The following is an 18,203-nucleotide window of genomic DNA, read 5'->3' on the forward strand; positions in this document are numbered from 1 at the left end:
GATCGGGTTGTATTGAACGGGCTAGGCCCAATACCGTTAACAAGATCGAATTTCTGTTAACTTTCAAGTCTCTGCAACAACAAGAAGAGCTTGAAGGATGGCAAGAACGGAAGCAACGCTGCCCGGCGGGGCGCGGCTGGCGGACTATCTGACGGTGGGGTATCTGGCGCTGAACTGTTCGCTGGGACAGGTCAAGGAGGCGCTCGCGACATGCGGCGTGCAGACGCGTGTGCGGCGCGACATGCCGCGTGAAGTGCTGGTGTATTTCGTGATGGCGATGTGCCTGTATCCGCGCGTGGCCTATGAGGAAGTGTTTCGTCTGGTGATCGAGGGACTGCGGCGCATCTACGGCGACCAGGTGCGCGACGCGCAGGTCAGCAAGGCGGCGATCTCGCAGGGGCGAGCACGGCTGGGCTGGCAGGTGATGCGCGAGCTGTTCGCCCGACAGGCAGCGCGACGCCCGCGGGCTGCAGTTGGGGATTATGCGGGCTATCGGGTCATGAGCGTGGATGGCTCGACGCTGGATATGCCTGATGAGCAGGTCAATGCGCAGGCGTTCGGGTATGCAAAGGGCGGGCGTGGTGAAGGCGCGTATCCACAGATCCGCTTTGTGGCGCTGGCCGAATGTGCGACGCACGCGCTGTGTGAGGTCCAGATGGGCGGGGTGCGCGAGGACAGCGAACAGGCGCTCACGCGGCAGCTGTTTCCGGCGTTCTCGAGCGAGATGCTGGTGCTGGCCGACCGCCTGTTCTATGGGTATGACATGTGGCGCGACGCGGTGGCCACCGGAGCGAAGCTGCTGTGGCGCGTGAAGTCGAATGTGCGACTGCCGTGCGAGGTGCCGCTGGCAGACGGTTCGTACCTGAGTACCGTATATGCCAGCGACACCGACCGGCGACACCAGCGCAACGGCATGCAGGTACGGGTCATCGAGTACCGCCTGGAAGGCGTGCCTGACGCCGAGCCGCAGTATCGCCTGATCACCAATTTGCTGGACCCGGTAGTAGCACCTGCCGTCGAGCTGGCGGCGCTGTATCATCGGCGCTGGAAAATAGAAGAGATGTTCGATGAGATCAAGACGCATCTGTGTGATAGGAAGAAGGTGCTGCGCAGCAAGACGCCTGATCTGGTACGTCAGGAGTTCTATGCGTTAATGCTCACGCACGCGGCGATCCGCCGCCTGATGTACGAGGCTGCCCAGGACAGCGGGCAGCGACCTGAAGACCTGTCCTTTGTCCATGCCGTGCGTGTGCTGAACCGACGCCTGCCCGAGGCGGCGGCAATTCCCCCCTGAGCAATGGCAAAGCTGGAAACAGAGTCTGCTGCGCGAACTCGCCAGCGGGCGTGCGGTGCAAAGCCGCGGTAAACGTAATCCCCGCGGCGTGAAGCGAAAGATGTCGAATTTCCGGATACGCCGACGATCGGAGCCGCTGAATCAGCGAATTTCACCGAAAGTGATCATCAAGTGAACAGTACTGGGGCTAGGCCACTGAAATTTGGTCAATCTGCACTGCATTTTCGTCAGTTCAAGGGCCGCGAGAACGCGTGGGCGCAAACATCGACGAAGATTGCCAACAGTCGTAACATACCTAGCGAGAAACGATGAAATCGAAGCGGCAATCGCTATGAAAGGCCGGCGCACCGTTGACTATCGAGGAGGTCGACCTCGAAGGCCCACGTGCCGGTGAAGTCCTAAGGCAACTACTACAAGGGGCTGAGCGCAAGCACAAATGGGGTTTTCTGTTGTTGTAATGTTGCCTTGCCGACGTAGATGAGAAGGTGAAGGGCTGCTGTACTACAACCGGTCATGTCGGGCTGACGGCCCGGACACTGATGAAAGACGCGCGCGCAAGGGCCTCGTCCGCTGACCGGGAATGAAATCCCTGTAGCCATATCAGGTATGCCTCGCGCAGGTCCAACCCGCTTCACATCACCGCTGGCAGTGCAAAGTGATCGGCTATTCGCTCATGGTGTTATGGCGCGCGTTGGAATAGGTTCGGCGTCGCGTGCTATTCGAGGTGAGACGATGAAGTTCGTCGCGCTCCCGACGAGAGGTATGTTGTCTTGAGCAGTGCGCGACGGAACGGGGAGCCAGACGGGGAAGCGTCGCGCGTACGGACGCCCATGTAGCACGCCGGAGCAAGTGACCTCCGTGAACATCGACATGTCGCCCGCGTTCATCAAAGGTGTCGGCGAACATAACGGACCGAAATTGTGGCCTGCGTCGAGCACGGAAGAGCAGGCCGCGTAGCTGAAAGAGACGGCGCACAGCACGGAGGAAATCACCGCGACCGTGCCGCAGAACGCGGATCATGCGGCCGTGGTGTCGTCGCTCACGCAGAGGCTTAGCAGATGCCCATGTAGCCGCCAGTTGTGATCGCGCTACGCCTGTGCCAATGGGCAAAGGATTTCAGCACAAGGGGATTAATACGGCTAGCCAAATGCTTGCTCCGCGCAGATTTAACGAGTAGGCTTTGCGCTGTTCTGCATTTGCAGTGCGGGAGAGATCGCTCAAAGCGACGCCGACGGAGCAACCGCCCCGGAAACTCTCAGGCAAAAGGACCGTGCTGCAGGAACATCTGGAGAGCGGCGTTTTACGCGCCCACCGAAGGGGAGCTTGTCACCGCACACGTCGGACAGGCGAAACTCTCAGGTACATGGACAGATGGGGCATCGGTGCCGGTTCATCATCGGCCGGCGATGACCAATAAATCTCTGAGCCATGTCATGTCACACATTGCAGTTATTGGGGCTGGGATCACCGGTGTTACGACCGCATACGCCCTTGCCCGCCGCGGTCACCGCGTTACCGTGATCGAGCGCCACCGTTATGCGGCGATGGAAACTTCCTTCGCGAATGGCGGACAACTTTCTGCCAGTAACGCTGAGGTCTGGAACAGCCGCGCGACGATCTGGAAAGGATTGCGCTGGATGTTCATGAAGGATGCGCCCCTTCTCATGAACCCGCGTCCCAGCTGGCACAAGTACAGTTGGATCGGTGAGTTTCTGCGTCAAATCCGGAATTATCGCGCGAACACGATTGACACCGTCCGTCTCGCCATCGCGGCACGTGAACACCTGTTCTCGATAGCGGAGAAAGAAGCCATTGAATTCGACCATGAAAAACGCGGCATCTTGCATTTTTACGCGACACGCAAAGAATTCGAGACGGCTCTGAAAGTGAACGGTCTGCTTCGAGAGGGTGGCTTAGATCGAAGACCCATCACTCCGGAAGAAATACGCACGATTGAGCCCGCATTGCATGGCGAGTTCTATGGCGGCTTCTTCACTGAATCGGACTCGACGGGGGACATCCACAAGTTCACGCGCGGTCTTGCTGAGGCTTGTGTGAAGCTCGGCGTCGTTTTCCAATATGACACCACGGTTTTGTCGATCGATGAAGTACACAATCACGGGCTCGCGATTTCAACGCGCCGTGACGGCCAAGCTGAGATAGCACAGTTCGGAAGCGCGGTCATCTGTGCTGGTGTTGGGAGTCGCGCGTTGGCTTCATACGTCGGCGATCACGTCAATATCTACCCTGTAAAGGGCTATTCGATTAGCGTGATGCTTGACGATAGCACTAGTCAACAGGCGGCGCCCTGGGTGAGTCTGCTTGACGACAAGGCAAAGATTGTCACCAGCCGGCTTGGGAAGGACCGGTTTCGCGTTGCGGGAACCGCCGAGCTCAACGGCATCAATCGGGACATCCGCGCCGACCGCATCCAGCCCCTCATTGACTGGACACGCGAGCACTTCCCTAACGTTGCGACCTCCCGTGTCATCCCATGGGCTGGCCTGCGCCCCATGTTGCCTGGAATGGTGCCAAAAGTAGGCGCGGGTCGTAGGCGCAACATCTACTACAACACCGGCCACGGCCATCTGGGCTGGACACTTTCGGCAGCGACTGCCGAAGCTCTGGCTGAGGTTGTTGGCGATGCCGAAAGTAGCGATACGGAACGAATTGTCCCCCCATCGAATGCCAAAGTCCATGAAGTGGACGTGGCTTGATCTTGGTCCGTCAATTCCGCTCACGCAGCCTGAGAGCCGGGAAATTGGTGCATTTAAGGGTGCAAGCTTCCCGGCCCCAAATTCCCATGCGTCATCTACTTAAAGATTTGTCTTGAAATCACGCGCGGCTGGCCGCCGTGCCAATGACGGTGTGGATCAGGCCCGACTCTGCGTCCACGCCAATGTACGCTTCCATCCCGAAACTTATTGCGTTGCTCGTAAACAAAGACGGCGCGGGTCCACGTTCTTCGAAGTCCAAGGACCGCGCTTGAATGCCGTTGTCGATTCAAAATAAGCGGAAATTGCGCCGGTCGATCGAATTGATTGGGGAAAGTCCGCTTCGGCGGCGTAGTACGCGTGGGCTAAGGAAAATTAAGCCAGTTGCAGCAGCTCAGCCTTGAACCGGTCTTCGTTGGCCAAAACCCGTTCGTTGAGCGGGCTCAAGCCGCGCCAGTGAAGAGAAAACAAGCAAGCTGATACCGTCGTCTTTTCTTACGACAGGCAAGGAATATGTTGGATGCAATCGTTGTTGGAGGGGGTATCGTAGGCATCTCTGCCGCACTGGCGCTTCAACGGCGCGGGATGAAGGTCATGCTGCTGGAACAGCAGTCCGTTGCGCAAAACTGTAGTTCCGTCAGTGCGGGCGTAATCTATCCGGGCGCATTTCCTTTCAGCACCCACTATCGCATTCCGGACCTGCCGACCGCCTTCTTCAAGTCAAGTTCTTCTACCGCGCTCGATTGGCGCTCGGCTGCCAGGCTCCTTCCGTGGGCGATCAAATACGCGAAGTCATCGACCTCGGGCATGGTCTGGCATGGCACAGACCTACTACATGATCTTTGCCGGCACTCACTTCGGTCTTATGGTTGCTCTTAGGCGCCGACCTGCCGCCGATCGCTAGAAGCGGCTACTTGGCCGTTCATCTCTCCTCCCCCGAAGCAGACCGAGCCGTCTGCTTGAACTCGATTCGCACCTCGCTCGGCGCGGCTGCACGGATGGTGTCGGGCGCAGAGTTGGCGGCGCTAGAGCCCGCCATTTGCGGTCTCGCAATTGGGCCAAATGCGGCCGATGCGAGTTTCCTTGAAGGATCAGCTCACGTCGTAGATACCGCCGCATTTGTGGCCAGTCTCGTGGATGTATTTGTGCAACGTGGAGGCCTCAATTGCGTTGACAGGGCGCAGAGCGTCGAAAGCGCACCGGGTGGAAAGGCCACCGTAAGATGTGCTCGAGCGGACTACTCAACCCGAACGGCTGTTCTCGCGACTGGCGCGCACTCTAACCGTCTCCTGGCAGACTGCGGTCATCGCATTCCGCTTGTTGCTGAGACGGGATATCACCTTGAGTTAGACGTCGATCCTGGTTTCATTACTCGACCTGTTTCGATGCCGAGTCTAGGAGTTGTTCTGGCGCCGAGCGAACACGGGGCCCGGATCTCGGGAATCAGTCACTTCGGTGCGCCAGGTTTTCGCGGTCGCCCGAGCTTGCTGTTGTCTGCGCTGGATCGCGTGCGCGAACGTCTACCTACGCTTAGAGCTCGCCCTGGATTCGATGTGCGCAGCGGTGAACGTCCAGCTACGCCAGACTCCTTGCCGGTCATCGAGCAGGTACCCGGCCATCCATCCATTTTTGTGTCCACGGGGCACGGACATCTCGGACTTACGTTGGCCGCTGTCTCGTCAGGGATTCTGGCGGACTTGGTGACTGACGGCTCGTCCAGATATGCAAGCGAACTAAGCTCGCGAAGATTCCGCAGAACCGCGAAGCGCCACTCGGTTCTGCAAGCGGCATAGACGGTAGGCGACAACCAACCTCTAGGATACTCGCGCCACGACCCCCAATGCAGAGAGATAGCAGCACGATGGTTGCGCAGTGATACCGCGATCAAGTTCAGCAGGTTTACAGCGGGAGTTCGGCATTTCTTAGTCGATTCTTAACGCCCGACGCTGGGTGCTGCAAGACAGTCGAACAATGTCCGACAGAAAACGACACGCACGTTTTCAGTTCATGCAATTGCTTCACTTGCGACGTTTAAGAGGATGGAGAAGTTCATGAAAAGTGTGGGGCTGTCTTTGGGAACAATGGTCCAAGATTGGCTGGCGCCCGATCCTAAGAAAGGGTTCAGAGTCAGCCACCACAGACGGTCCAAGCATGGGCGCTATGTTTGCGTCGCGGTGCATCCTCCCACAAGAACGTGAAGGAGCCGCTATGCGGATTGCAGGACCTAATGGAACGCTCAAGCTGAGGTCAAAGCTTCCGATGGAGCAGGCAATGGCTAGTCCGAGATCAGCTAACGGCGTGTGGTCACTAGTCCATCTTCGCAGCAGGGTCTCGGAATTTGCGGCGCTTCATCTCTCCTGTTCGCGACGGAAGCACATGAGCACCGGGGGCGAAGGTGGTTCTCGTTGTTTAAGAAGCTACCCGCGATACCGTGAGAAAAAAGAGGCGGCGCCCGTGTTGTCGGGCGAAGCGCCGCCAAACCACCTGAGAGTTGCGCCGATCCCTGTCAGAGGCGACGCCCGAGCATCATGCAGTCCGCTGGAAGCGAGGCCGACCGGGGGCCTTTGGTGAATCGAAGCGAGAACAATTGTAGAGATACGCGGTGGCGGAAAATCAGAGAATGGCAGTCGCAAGACGCGATTTTCCAGCGAATGAGTTTCCGCCATAGCAGAAACGGGCATCGAGATCGGTGCTAGTCTGGCGGGGTAACGCTCGGGGAGAGCAATGCTGCGTAAAAAACCTGAGAAAGAACCAATGGCTGTGCCTAGGATATTCCCCGTGAGGATGCCATCGAACCTCGATGTTCGCGAATCGCAGCCATCGGATTACACAGTGATCGCATCGCTGCTGCGTCAACTGGGCTATGAGTTGACTCCTGTCCTGGTTCTCGAAAAGATTGAAACCATGCGTCACAGTCAAACGGACAAGGTTCTCGTGGCTACTGTGGACAAAGTAGTCGTCGGCTGCGTAAGCTTACATGCGGTACCGTTGTTCCATGCCGATGGCTATGTCGGGCGGGTCACCAGCCTCGTCGTTGATGAGGGTCACCGTGCACGCGGTATCGGAAGCGCCCTCGTCGCCGGAGCCGAGAGTTGGTTCAAAACGGTGGGTTGTGTGAAGGCGGAGATCACCGGCGGCGGTCAGCGGTCACGCGTCGGCCGATTTTACGAGTCGAATGGCTTCTCTCGAGAGGGGGAAAGATTCTCCAAGGAGCTGTCATTGGAGCGTTCGCTTTCTTGAGCTCACTTTCGCGAGTTTGCGAGTTTGACGCAATTGGCGGCGGCAGTAGCACGCTTCTATCTGCAAGCAACCGACCCCACACCGGTGCGGCTCACGAGAGCGCTCCGCGATAACGAGAACTACGACAGAAGGGTTCGGTTTGCGCGCAGCGTCTATGGGTGTAAACGTTTTGGGGTGGTTCCTTACTTGCCGTCTTTGGCTTGCTTGCGAATTCGCTCCACGGTACGACGATGAACGTGGAATCGGAGAGCAATGCCTGCTGACGAGACCTCCGGCGGCAGACGTAGTACCTCCTCGCGCTCGGACGGCGTCAGTGACCGTGGTCGGCCGATATGTTTCCCTCGTTCGCGTGCCGCTTTCATTCCCGCCTGTGTGCGTTCGCCGATGAGTGACCTTTCGAATTCCGCCATCGCGGCCATCATGTGAAATATAAACTTGCCAGTGGACGACTTGGTACTGATCGCCTCAGTTAGCGACTGGAAATCAACGCCACCTGCGTTAAGCCGCTCAATGACCTGTATCAGTTTGCCAACAGATCGGCCCAGGCGGTCGAGACGCCACACCACGAAGGTATCACCGTCATTCGCATGGCGCAACGCAGCTTCAAGACCCGGACGCGAGAACTGTGCACCCGATACGCCGTGGTCATGAAACACGGCATCGCATCCGGCCGCCTTCAGTGCCGACAGTTGCAGGTCGAGATTCTGCTCGTCGGTTGACACGCGTGCATATCCAATTTTCATGATGCTATCTGAGAAGGTAGCGCTCTTACTGGACCGTTGCGCGATTGAAGTCGATCGAAGCGCAGGCGCATATTTGACAGGTGCGAGCTTCAATCTCTGCGCCCTGTTCTCGCCGGGGGCACCATAGGGCCCGAGCAGCATGCCCTTGATCTAGAAGGCTACTGCTCGGGTTCGCTGACATCCCATCGGAATAGGGCACCGCCCTTCAGAAGAAGATACTCAGATTCGCGAGAACGTTGAGTGCGGAGCCGGTATTGGCCTGGTAAGCGATACTGGTCGGGTGATTCACGTAGCTGACACCAAGCCCCGCATATACGCCCGGGGTCAATCTCGCGCTGTAGGACAGTGTGATTGCCTTGCTGTCGCGATGCACCATGTTGCCTTTACTCGCGGATTGTTCTATCGCGTAGCTGCTCCAAATCGTGTCGGTCATCACAAGTGATGCGAGGTCGTACGGTCGGTTTTCAATCAGGCCCTTGCCGTAGAGCCGGAATTCGTAATATTGGCTGACCGTGTTGGTTTCGGGTGGCGCATACATCGCGGACGCACCGAAATAGACGCCTCGACCCGGCGAGCCCGCGGGATGCGTTTGCCACAGCTGTTGGTCGGCAACCAGGTAATACCAACTGTTATGACCAACACGGGTTCCCGGATGCTCAAGGCTTTTGCTGTTGCTCGTGTTGTAGGCGCCGCCACCCCGTACCCAAGTGAATGGCACACCTTCTGCAGCTGTCCGCTGGTAGCCCGCCTCGCCGATGTACAACGTACCCGAGTTGGGCGTACCCCACTTGAAACCGGTCGGGTTATCGTTGATCTCGGTCGCCGTGCCGTCTGGATTGACCGCGCGCTGCGCGCCTCCTTTTAGATACAGTGTGGGTGTCAGGTGCCAAGTCAGGTTGACGCCAGGCCTCGGCGTGACATTGCTCGACAGCCCGCCCTGCAACGGGATGCTGCCCGACGGACCGAACACGCTCGATGCGAGATTGCCGCCGAGGTTGTAGTTCAGGAATTCCCAAGTATTGCTTGTGTAGCCGATCTTGAGTTCGGCCTGCCGGTGAAACATCGTCTGGTAGTAGGTGGCCGAGGAGAGGCCGAGGTTTGTTGGGCCCAACGGAGCCCACGATACCCACTTCCAATAGCCGGCAACATACAGTTGCCCATCTGGAATGCCGAAGCGGGACAGGTCGTAAGTGATGCCCGCAATTGCGTTGTTGGTGTACGTGAAGCGTTGTCCGCTGTATTGTTGCGTGCCCGCGTTGCCACGGGACACGCCGGACAGGACGTTCTGCGTCGCGCTAGCCAGATCAATGCCGAGAAAGCCGATGCCGAGATCCGCCAGCCGGTCGCGCAGCCCGAACATCTTCGGGTCGACGGTGTCCTCCGGGCCCGGCAGTCCGATGTTAAATCCCTTCGGTTTGAGGTTCGCGTACAACGAAGGAGCAGCGACCGGGCTCGTTGTCGGTGGGACTGACGTTGGGAGGCTCCCCGCGTCGACGTTCGTTATCTTCACCGGCTCGTCGCCCCACGCCTGCACCGCAGTAATGGACAAACAAACGCCCGCGGCCCCGACGATGCGGGCGACAACGCGAGAGGGAAACTCAGGATGGGACGCAGCACGGCGGGGTCTGATATCCGGTGCAATTTCGTTTTGTCCCTGGTAGGAGTCGAAGACGTAATATTGTGTCCGCGGAAGCGCGGAATGAATATGCAATTTCATTTGATTTCCAGAATGTAGTAATACTAATAAAGCAATTGAAGCTATTAACAGGAGCGTGTTGACTGTCCATGCCAGCGCCGAGTACCTCCGGGTTACGCGAAACTAGGCCATCGCCAGTGTCCGTCAGCAGTTAAGGCATATAGCTTTGACCGCGACTATGTAGCTTCGCCACCTTCATGCCTCGTTTTGGGAAATAACGGGCGGAACGTGAATCGTTCAGTCGACGTCATCGACGACAGTCATGGGGCTATTCGCCTGCACGCATATCTGTCGGTGGGGCCTTGTGTTTAAAGCGACATCGCTTGAAGTGGGCCGACAGCGATAGACGACGGGGAAAGCCGCAAATGGGTTACCGAAAGGCCCGTTATTTGAAAAACTCGGCCAAACCGTCTTCACGGACTCAAGGGTCCTCAAATCGTTCTCAGGAACGCGGAAGCCGTAGAGTGCTACCGCGGCTTGAGAGTTGAGATGGCTTCGGATGCTAGCCGGCCCACATTGACAACCGTCGGGCGTACTGCTGATGAATTGCACGCGTAGGTTACAATGTCTAGGTTTGTTGAAAGCCGCAGCGCCCCGTACAGTCGAGGTGGGGCAGTCGGACCCTGCGAGCGCAGGCGATTGACAAGTCTAAGCCGGGCACGTCGATGGGTAGGTTGTTTCGTCTTGTTAACACAACGATCCTGTTCGGTGGTTGTGAATCGGTTCGCCAGACTATGCAAGCGCTGATGAAGTTTCAATCCTAGACAACTAGGGTAGACGTTATAATGCTGTTTTATGACATTCGTGTGATGGGAACCGGCATTGCGATTCGGCGAGGGTGCTGATCGCGTTATGGTTGAAGGGATCGAGGGACCGATATGGCGATATGGCAAAAAATAAGTGAGACACTGGTCGAGGAAATTGAGAAGGGCGTGCTGGCGCCGGGAGGACGTTTGCCCGGTGACGCCGAGCTTGCGATTCGGTTCGGCGTCAACCGCCATACCGTTAGGCGGGCGTTGTCCCACCTTCAAACTCGCGGCCTGGTGCGGGCCGAGCGAGGGCGAGGTACTGTCGTCGTCGAGGATGCCATCAGCTTTCTTTTCGGCGCACAGACCCGCTTTGAGCAAAACCTCTTCGACAACATGCGCACTCCTAGCCGGCAGGTCCTGTCGACCGTCGTCTATGGCGCTCCGGATGACGTGGCGAAGCGGCTGCAAATCAGGTCGGGGACTCCGATGCTGACTGCGATCATGTTGGGCGAAGCCGATGGTACGCCCGTACACCTTGTTCGCTTGCATTTCCCCGTCGAGCGTTTTCCCATGGTTGAGGAGGTGTTTTCAGAACTGCCTCGTGGCGAGAGCTCGCAGATATCCCTGTCCGACCTTGTCGGTCGCTTGGGCGTAAAGAGCTTTCACCGCAAAACGGCGCGCATCAAGTGCCGATTGCCGGAACTGGAAGAAGCGCGCCAGCTCAAGATGTCGGTACAGGACCCCGTTTTCGAACTCGACATCGTCAATGTCGACGAACATAGCGTGCCGGTCTTCTACGCGGTCACGACCTACTGCGGCAGTCGTATCGAATTCATCCTGGACTACTGATCGGCACTCGGCGTCGGTTCGCAGGCGCTTCATTGGTGTTTACATTCCTAGTTGTCTATGTTTGAATGGCATAACAACATCCAATGGAGAGAACCATGCTGAAGGCGGATCCGCTTTCGCCCGCGCTTGGCGCAGATGTCACCGGTGTGGACCTGCGCGACTTCCTGAGCGCTCCTGAAGAGGAGACCGCGAAGATCGAGGACTTGCTATCAAACTACAAGGTGTTGCGTTTCCGTGGGCAGCATCTGGGCCCCGGCGAGCTCATTGAGCTCGCGAAGCGCTTTGGACCTGTTAGAGCGCTCCGACGGGCATCGGGAGCGGCTGTCCATCTCCCTGAACATCCTGAAATAAAAGTCGTCTCGAACGTCTCTGTTTCTGGGGCATATCTGGGGGATGGAGGGGCATCGGAAAATGCGTGGCATACCGATGGCAGCTATCTCGACGCCCCCACGGCGCTGACGTTCCTGTATGGCCGCGTGGCTCCCAGTCATAAGCCGCCCAAGACTTTTTTCATGGATTTGCGGGCTGTTTATGACGGCCTGCCGCATGTGCTGGCGGAATACATCAGGCCACTCAAGGCAATCCATTACTCGAAATTCGCCTATGCGCCTGAGTACTCCCGGGAGATTGAGGCCCTTCCCGAGGGGGGCGACCGGCGCCATATTGGCCCTCGGCATCCGTTGGTGAGGCGCGAGATGGCAACCGGCCGGCTGTCGCTGCTTCCTCCACGGCAGCGCGAGTGCCTTGTCGAAGGACTGTCGGCCAGTGAATCTGAAAAGCTCTCCAATGTACTTTGGAGTGTCATCGAGCGATGGGAAGAGGTCTGGGGCGCCAGCATCGAACCCGACGATCTCATGATTTTCGATAATCGGTTTACGCTCCATCGGCGTGAACCATTTGACGCGACGCAAGATCGTGTCCTGTGGCATGTGACGACCGACGGGGAGCGGCCGCAATGACGCCGGAGCCTGTGCTGAGGCCAGTCCCCGTTGCAAGTGCGGATTTGTGCGATCTCCTTGGTGACCGGGCCATGATCATGGATCTGCCGTGGTGGCGAATTGGCAGGAAAGCTGCCTTCTGTGGGCCGGCGGCGACATTCGCGGCTTTGGACGACACTGTCCTCATCCGGCAGATGCTGGAAGAGAAGGGAGAAGGCCGTGTCCTTGTAATCGACAACCGTGGTTCCAGACAGCATGCGGTGTTTGGCGATCGGTTTGGTGCCCTGGTCGTGGAAAATGGCTGGGCCGGAGTCGTAATCAACGGCGCCGTTCGCGATACAGGAGGCCTCGGCGCTCTCGATATAGGAGTCTTTGCGCTAGGGACCTGTCCTCGCAAGCCGCGCAAGCAGGGGGCGGGAGCAGTGAATACACATCTTGAGATCGGCGGCGTCAGCGTCGCTCCCGGCGACTGGATAACGGCTGATGCTGATGGCGTCGTCGTGGTCAGGGCGGCCGAGATCAACCAGTGGGTGGCGGCAACGTAAAAGCACGCGGCACCCATGTACGACCTTGATACCGAACCTGCTGTTAAGGTGCGGATCGCGGTAGGGAATCGGCGCTCACGGTTTTGCAGGCACCAGCGCCTCCTACCGACCATCCTAGACGGAGAAATAGATGACTGATAAAGCCCGAACTCAAGAGGCGGGTGCCTCGGCTGAGCCTTCTGACGAGTATCCTCGCGGCGCTTCGAGAATCTGGTGTGACATTGATCTTGATGCCGAAGGCAAATCGTTCGGATACTTTCGTCTTCCGGTGTCAACACACGACCACGGGGGCAGGTGGATTCCAATTCCCGTAGCGAAGATTAAAAATGGCGTGGGGCCACGCATTCTCCTGATGGCAGGAAGCCACGGGGATGAGTACGAAGGCCAGGTCCTTTTGATGAAATTCATGAGGATGATTGAAGCCCAGGATGTGTGCGGGCATATCGTTGTACTGTCTGCGGCAAACGCTCCCGCCGCATACGCCGGTCGCCGTGTATCGCCCCTGGACGATGGAAATCTCAATCGCTTATTTCCAGGCGATCCAAATGGAACGCCCACTGAGATGATCGCCCATTTGATCGAAAGCGTGCTGCTTCCCAAGGTGGACCGTGTATTCGACTTCCACTCCGGCGGCAGTTCTGCGGAGTTCGTTCCGTCCGCACACATTTTCTACACGCCTGATAAAGAGCGTTTCGAGCAGCAGCTACATCTCCTGAAAGTTTTCGGGATGCCCACGAGCATCGTAGTGAAGGGACTCATGGGCAATGACCAAAAGCTCTTTGGCGCGTGTGAGCGAGCTGGAATACCTCACATGTCAACAGAATTGGGTGGGGCAAACCGGATTAGCATCGTTGCGCTGAAGCGCGCCGAAGAGGGTTTGTTGCGCGTCCTGTACGAAGTCGGTGCAATTCGCCGACCACTAACCAGTGTGCCTGTTCCACAGACCCGTCTCATGACCCGATTGCCGACCAAGAAATATGTGTACGCGATGGCCAACGGGCTATTCGAACCATATGTCGATGTCGGTGCGAAGGTGTCCGCAGGAGACGCCGCAGGGGCAATACACTTTCCAGAAACCCCATGGCAACCGCCCCAGGTTGTGCACTTTACGGAGGGCGGTACTATCCTTTGCGTCAGGTCGCTTGCACAAACGTTAATCGGCGACTTTCTCTATATTCTGGGTGCTCCTTGGGATTCGCAATGAATCTGCGCGGACGCTTTGCGTGGCAGAGAGAACGAGTAGGCGACAGTCCCGAAATAGTGGCGCTGGCGAGGTGACGTATGAATGCCCACGGTACCGCTGGGCGCGGGGTCTAAAGCAAAGCCCAAGAGGACCGTGGCATCGCCGCGCCTTCAGAACGTCTGAGCGGCGGTGGGGGCGTTTCACGTACGAGGTCGGTCGTTCCTGGAGGTTCGCTGCCGCGTCCGAAAGGTTGAGACAATTTCCTGCTAACACCGAAACGACGAAGCTGACGGGACAGCCACTTCGATGCTTGCGAGGGGTACACGCTTCACGGGTGAGATCGCTGTACTCGTCACGTGATTACCAGTATTGCGGACCTCGGGCCGGCGTCGAACTTACGAATTGGGTTCGTCGGCCATGGACAATTACGAAACGGCCGAATGGATTGTGTCGCATTACGGAACGCGTAGAATGCGACCCGAAAATGCATTGGTGCCCGGATGACTCCGGCACCGACGCCACGAATGATTCCGCTCCGGGGATCAGGCGTCGGACCCGCCCGATGCGCGGGTCCAAGAAATTTCGGTGCGCTTGTATCCCACTGGGCGGGTATCGCATTGATGCACCTGATGGTCAGGGGGAGTTGGAGTACGGCGAAATCAGTCAAACTCCTGCGCAGCAGTTCTGTCCATTCGCTGCATAAGCAATCCTCATCATATGTTGACTTGGCCGGCGAATCGGTCTACCACGACAAAATCACCCGATGGATGATGTTACACATAAAAGGGAGCAGAAAGAAGTGCAGATCGGTTTTTGTGGGTCGGGCCTGATGGGCGCGCCAATGATTCGACACCTGTTGGGTGCAGGTCATACGGTGCAGGTGTGGAACCGCACACGCGCGAAAGCAGAAGCGCTCGAGCCGGACGGCGCGACAGTCGCATCGACGCCTGCTGAACTTGCTGGACAGGCGGAAGTAATTTTCCTTTGCTTGCACGACGCGGCGGCCGTTGAACAGGTCGCGTTTGGCGCCGACGGGATCGTGCCTGCCGTAATCCAGGCGAGCGGCGACAGCCACGTACGCTGGATTGTCGATCATGGCAGTATCTCGCCGTCGGGGACGCGGGCGTTTTCCCGACGGGCCGCGAAGGCGGCTATCGGCTGGATAGATGCTCCCGTCTCGGGCGGCGTGGCGGGCGCGATTGCGGGATCACTCGCCGTTATGGCGGGCGGGGACGTTGCCGACGTCGCGGCCGTGACGCCCGTCATCGAGACCTATGCGGCTCGCGTCACCCATATGGGTGCGGCAGGTGCTGGGCAAACCACCAAGCTGTGCAATCAGGCGATCGTCACGTCGACGGTTGCCGCCATCGCCGAGGCCATCAGCCTCGCGCATCGTAGCGGGATCGACGGCGCACGCCTCACACAGGCGCTCGCGGGCGGGTGGGCCGATTCGGTGCTGCTCCAGACGTTCGTGCCGCGCATGACGCAGGCTGGGCAACCGCCCATCGGCGCATTGAGTACCTTTCAAAAAGATGTGGATACAATCGCAGCCGCGGCATGCGAAACCGGCACCCCTATGCCGGTTTCGGGCACGGTGCAGCAAGTGCTGCGCCTTGGTGTAGCCATGGGACTTGCGGATAGTGATTTGTCTGGATTCGTCGACGTGTTGCAGACGCCGCGTAAGAGGGGATAGCGCGCGCGGTGGCCGGGGAGGCATGTTGTTGTTACTCCACTGAGCTCGCTTCCTGACACCTGAGGATGGCATTGATCTCAGCACGGACGCTCCGCGCTTCCGCTATCAGATCTGCAATGTGTGCAACTGTATGTTCGGCCCCTTTCGCACCGACAAAGAAAAAATGTCCTCCAGGAATCTCGCGATGAAGCCGTGATGGAAGAGATGTAACCGAACTGCGCAGTCGCTCCCATCGATCCATACTCATATCGACTCCCTGGGCCTCGGCACGAATCTTCTGGACGTTGAAAAAATGCCAGTTCACGCGATCACCGAGCGCATGCGCTTCGTCCTCCCGGTCCGTTGGAACTATCATCGCGGTTAAAGGAAAGTCCGGGAAGCGAACGGCGCACGTGTCATCCACGGCCTGTTCGAGATCCCAGGCAACACCTGAGTCCGAATAGCGTTGCCCCGTGCCGCGGAGCATGATTGGCGTATTGCAGACGTAGTATTGCAGATAAGCATTGTCATCGATGACGTTGCGTCCATCCTGTCGACGTTGCGCCTTGATGGAGGAGAGAAAGGCCTGGATCCGGTCATTGCGAATACCGTCGGGTGCCGATGAGGCAGTTAGCGCCCATAGTCCGTCGGAGGTCAGCGGCTCACCGCCCGTTTTGACTCGAATCAGTCCAGGAAGCGGCGGAGTGGCGGAAAGGGAGATAAAGCAAACCGATTCTAAGCCACGGCTTGCAAGTGCAGCGTTCATGGCGGCAGCTGAGGCGCCCGCCATACTCCACATGGCGACCACAACGGGACGCGTCGGGGTGTCGCGCAGTACGTCGGAAGTGACGTCGGCGACCCAGGCAGACCAAGCCTTGATGCTTAGACCGGGCAACGGCGCGCCGATCGCAGGATGATCGGTTGGGTAGGATAGGGCAAGGAGCCCAAACCCTCGTTGCGCCAGCCAATAGTCGAGAAAATCCCTATGCTCTGACGACGGATCGCCGTACGCGATTCGGGCTAGATGGGCGCCGCCGGAGAGAAATATGACAAGCGGTTGCTCGCTATCTCCTTGACGTAGAAAGCGCAGTCCTGCAATTGCGTCGTGTTCTATCCGCTCTTCTCGGGAGAATAGTGCCGCTCGCGTATCGCTTTTTGACATAGAACACCTTGCGTAGTCGTACGTGCCTAAACTGGCCTGTATGGAACGATTGAAGATTTTTTCCGTTGCCGGCATCCTGGTCATTCTGGGCGGGGATGTTCTTAACGCGGGAGGAGCGCCTCGACATCTTTCTTGAGGTTCGACAACGCTTCTTCTGGTTTCTGTTTCAACGTAACCACCGCATTACAGTAGTCTCCTATGAGCTTGATGATCTTCGAATTGTTACTGCCTGGAAACGAAAACCATCCGCTCATCATCGGGAGACGCGCCGCTGCAACCGAGTATTGAGGATGCTCCTTGAAGAATTTCCCAAGTCCGTTCATGTCTTTCATCGCCGCCGTGTTGACCGGTACATACCCCGTGGCCTGGACCATCAAGGACTGACTGATGCCGCCAAGTGCAAATTTCGTGTATTCCCATGCCGCTTTCTGTTTCTCCGGGTCACGAGTCAGCATGACAATTCCATTACCGCCAGCGGGGAGCCTGTCTTCAGGTGAAGAAACCGGGCTCGGCCCCACTATTACTTTGAACTTGCCCGCGGCTGACTGTTGAAACGTATTGAGTCCGCTACTCGACGTGAAGATGATGCCCAGCGTACCAGACCGAAATGCCTGTCTGGCCTGGGACGTATCGAAAGGGGGTTGGCCTTCTTCGGTGAGGCGTCGCAAGAGTTTCATGGTTTGAAGACCGGCGGAACCGTCGAACTCAATTTTTCGCTTGTCTTCACTCATCATCCGCCCCCCGAAACTCCCTACGAGCGTCTGAAAGGACCACGACTGATTGACGTACTCGACGTATAGACCCTTGGTTCCGGATCCCAGCGCATTAATCTTCTTGCCAAGATCGATGACGCCATCCCAGTCCGCGGGCAGATGGTCTGGGTCCCCGCCGGCTTTCTTCACGAGATCGGCGTTGTAGAAGAGCACCGGAACGGAAATCGCGAATGGCAAACCATATGTCTTTCCGTTGAAGGACGCGTAAGACGCTACGCTATCCGGAACACCGATATTCTTCCAGGCCGGATCTTTTGCGATAAAACCATCAAGGGGCACTGCAATATTTCGATCGACGAGTGTTTCTATCTGGTTCAGGCCCTGGTGAGAAACATCGGGCAGTTGATTGGTAAGGCTTTGCCTCAAGGTCTGCTGCATTAGGCTGTCGTAGTCGATCGCCGGAGTATCTAGAACGACCTTGATGCCCGGGTGAGCGTCCATGAAGCGGTGTGCCAATGCCTCGTAGAGGCTCTTGAATGCCGCGGGCGCGTAGGAAACCCGAATTGTTGCCTCCGCGAAAGCCGCGTTTGTCGTGACGGCCAGTGCCACGCAAAGGCCTGCGACAGTCTTACTCAATCTCTTGATTTTCATTCCTGTTATCTCATGACTCATGTAGGAAATTGCAGCATTCAACTCTCCTGGCTC

General features: G+C 57.7%; 14 protein-coding genes and 1 riboswitch. Of the genes, 10 read left to right on the top strand and 4 right to left on the bottom strand.

The genetic code is table 11. The features are described 5' to 3' along the window. Positions 1–97 precede the first annotated feature (97 nt). From AC07WT_RS29115 to AC07WT_RS29135, 5 genes are all read left to right on the top strand, one after another. Positions 98–1,294 carry an IS4 family transposase gene (locus tag AC07WT_RS29115; protein WP_494949606.1) on the top strand — a complete coding sequence of 399 codons (1,197 nt, stop codon included), beginning with the start codon at positions 98–100 and terminating at the stop codon, positions 1,292–1,294. 1,194 nt (positions 1,295–2,488) lie between these two features. Further along, positions 2,489–2,575: riboswitch (glycine riboswitch) on the top strand. A gap of 152 nt (positions 2,576–2,727) precedes the next feature. Further along, positions 2,728–4,011 carry a D-amino acid dehydrogenase gene (locus AC07WT_RS29120; protein WP_494949607.1) on the top strand — a complete coding sequence of 428 codons (1,284 nt, stop codon included), beginning with the start codon at positions 2,728–2,730 and terminating at the stop codon, positions 4,009–4,011. Positions 4,012–4,521: 510 nt separating this feature from the next. After that, entirely contained in the window at positions 4,522–4,887 is a 366-nt protein-coding gene (locus tag AC07WT_RS29125) for an FAD-dependent oxidoreductase (RefSeq protein WP_494949608.1), read from the top strand. Further along, complete coding sequence (locus tag AC07WT_RS29130; protein WP_494949609.1) at positions 4,878–5,801, top strand: NAD(P)/FAD-dependent oxidoreductase; 924 nt, start codon at positions 4,878–4,880, stop codon at positions 5,799–5,801. The genes AC07WT_RS29125 and AC07WT_RS29130 overlap by 10 nt, the downstream gene beginning before the upstream one ends. A gap of 931 nt (positions 5,802–6,732) precedes the next feature. Beyond that, positions 6,733–7,248, top strand: a complete 516-nt coding sequence (locus tag AC07WT_RS29135) for a GNAT family N-acetyltransferase (RefSeq protein ID WP_494949610.1) — start codon at positions 6,733–6,735, stop codon at positions 7,246–7,248. Positions 7,249–7,430: 182 nt separating this feature from the next. Here AC07WT_RS29135 and AC07WT_RS29140 read toward each other — a convergent pair whose 3' ends face one another. Then, entirely contained in the window at positions 7,431–7,991 is a 561-nt protein-coding gene (locus AC07WT_RS29140; protein WP_494949611.1) for a recombinase family protein, read from the bottom strand. Positions 7,992–8,196: 205 nt separating this feature from the next. After that, the gene (locus tag AC07WT_RS29145) at positions 8,197–9,708 is read right to left on the bottom strand and encodes a carbohydrate porin (protein ID WP_494949612.1); all 1,512 of its coding nucleotides are present in this window, start codon (positions 9,706–9,708) and stop codon (positions 8,197–8,199) included. A gap of 857 nt (positions 9,709–10,565) precedes the next feature. Between AC07WT_RS29145 and phnF the strand changes: the two genes are divergently transcribed. The 5 genes from phnF (at position 10,566) to AC07WT_RS29170 (ending at position 15,644) form a co-directional block, all read left to right on the top strand. Continuing rightward, entirely contained in the window at positions 10,566–11,285 is a 720-nt protein-coding gene (gene phnF / locus AC07WT_RS29150; RefSeq protein WP_494949613.1) for a phosphonate metabolism transcriptional regulator PhnF, read from the top strand. A 95-nt stretch (positions 11,286–11,380) separates the two neighbouring features. After that, positions 11,381–12,244 carry a TauD/TfdA dioxygenase family protein gene (locus tag AC07WT_RS29155; RefSeq protein WP_494949614.1) on the top strand — a complete coding sequence of 288 codons (864 nt, stop codon included), beginning with the start codon at positions 11,381–11,383 and terminating at the stop codon, positions 12,242–12,244. Beyond that, the gene (rraA, locus tag AC07WT_RS29160; RefSeq protein WP_494949615.1) at positions 12,241–12,768 is read left to right on the top strand and encodes a ribonuclease E activity regulator RraA; all 528 of its coding nucleotides are present in this window, start codon (positions 12,241–12,243) and stop codon (positions 12,766–12,768) included. The genes AC07WT_RS29155 and rraA overlap by 4 nt, the downstream gene beginning before the upstream one ends. A gap of 130 nt (positions 12,769–12,898) precedes the next feature. Further along, the gene (locus AC07WT_RS29165; protein WP_494949616.1) at positions 12,899–13,972 is read left to right on the top strand and encodes a succinylglutamate desuccinylase/aspartoacylase family protein; all 1,074 of its coding nucleotides are present in this window, start codon (positions 12,899–12,901) and stop codon (positions 13,970–13,972) included. A gap of 742 nt (positions 13,973–14,714) precedes the next feature. Then, a complete protein-coding gene (locus AC07WT_RS29170) occupies positions 14,715–15,644 on the top strand; it encodes an NAD(P)-dependent oxidoreductase (protein WP_494949617.1) in 930 nt (309 codons plus the stop codon). A 31-nt stretch (positions 15,645–15,675) separates the two neighbouring features. Here the strand turns inward: AC07WT_RS29170 and AC07WT_RS29175 are convergent, their stop codons facing one another. Both AC07WT_RS29175 and AC07WT_RS29180 read right to left on the bottom strand, forming a co-directional pair. Beyond that, positions 15,676–16,785: a hypothetical protein gene (locus AC07WT_RS29175; RefSeq protein ID WP_494949618.1), complete on the bottom strand. Its 1,110-nt coding sequence runs from the start codon at positions 16,783–16,785 to the stop codon at positions 15,676–15,678. 101 nt (positions 16,786–16,886) lie between these two features. Next, positions 16,887–18,149, bottom strand: coding sequence for an ABC transporter substrate-binding protein (locus AC07WT_RS29180; RefSeq protein ID WP_494949619.1), 1,263 nt, complete (start codon positions 18,147–18,149; stop codon positions 16,887–16,889). Between the last annotated feature and the right edge of the window lie 54 nt (positions 18,150–18,203).

This window comes from Paraburkholderia sp. GW821-FHT02A12, from assembly GCF_059422005.1.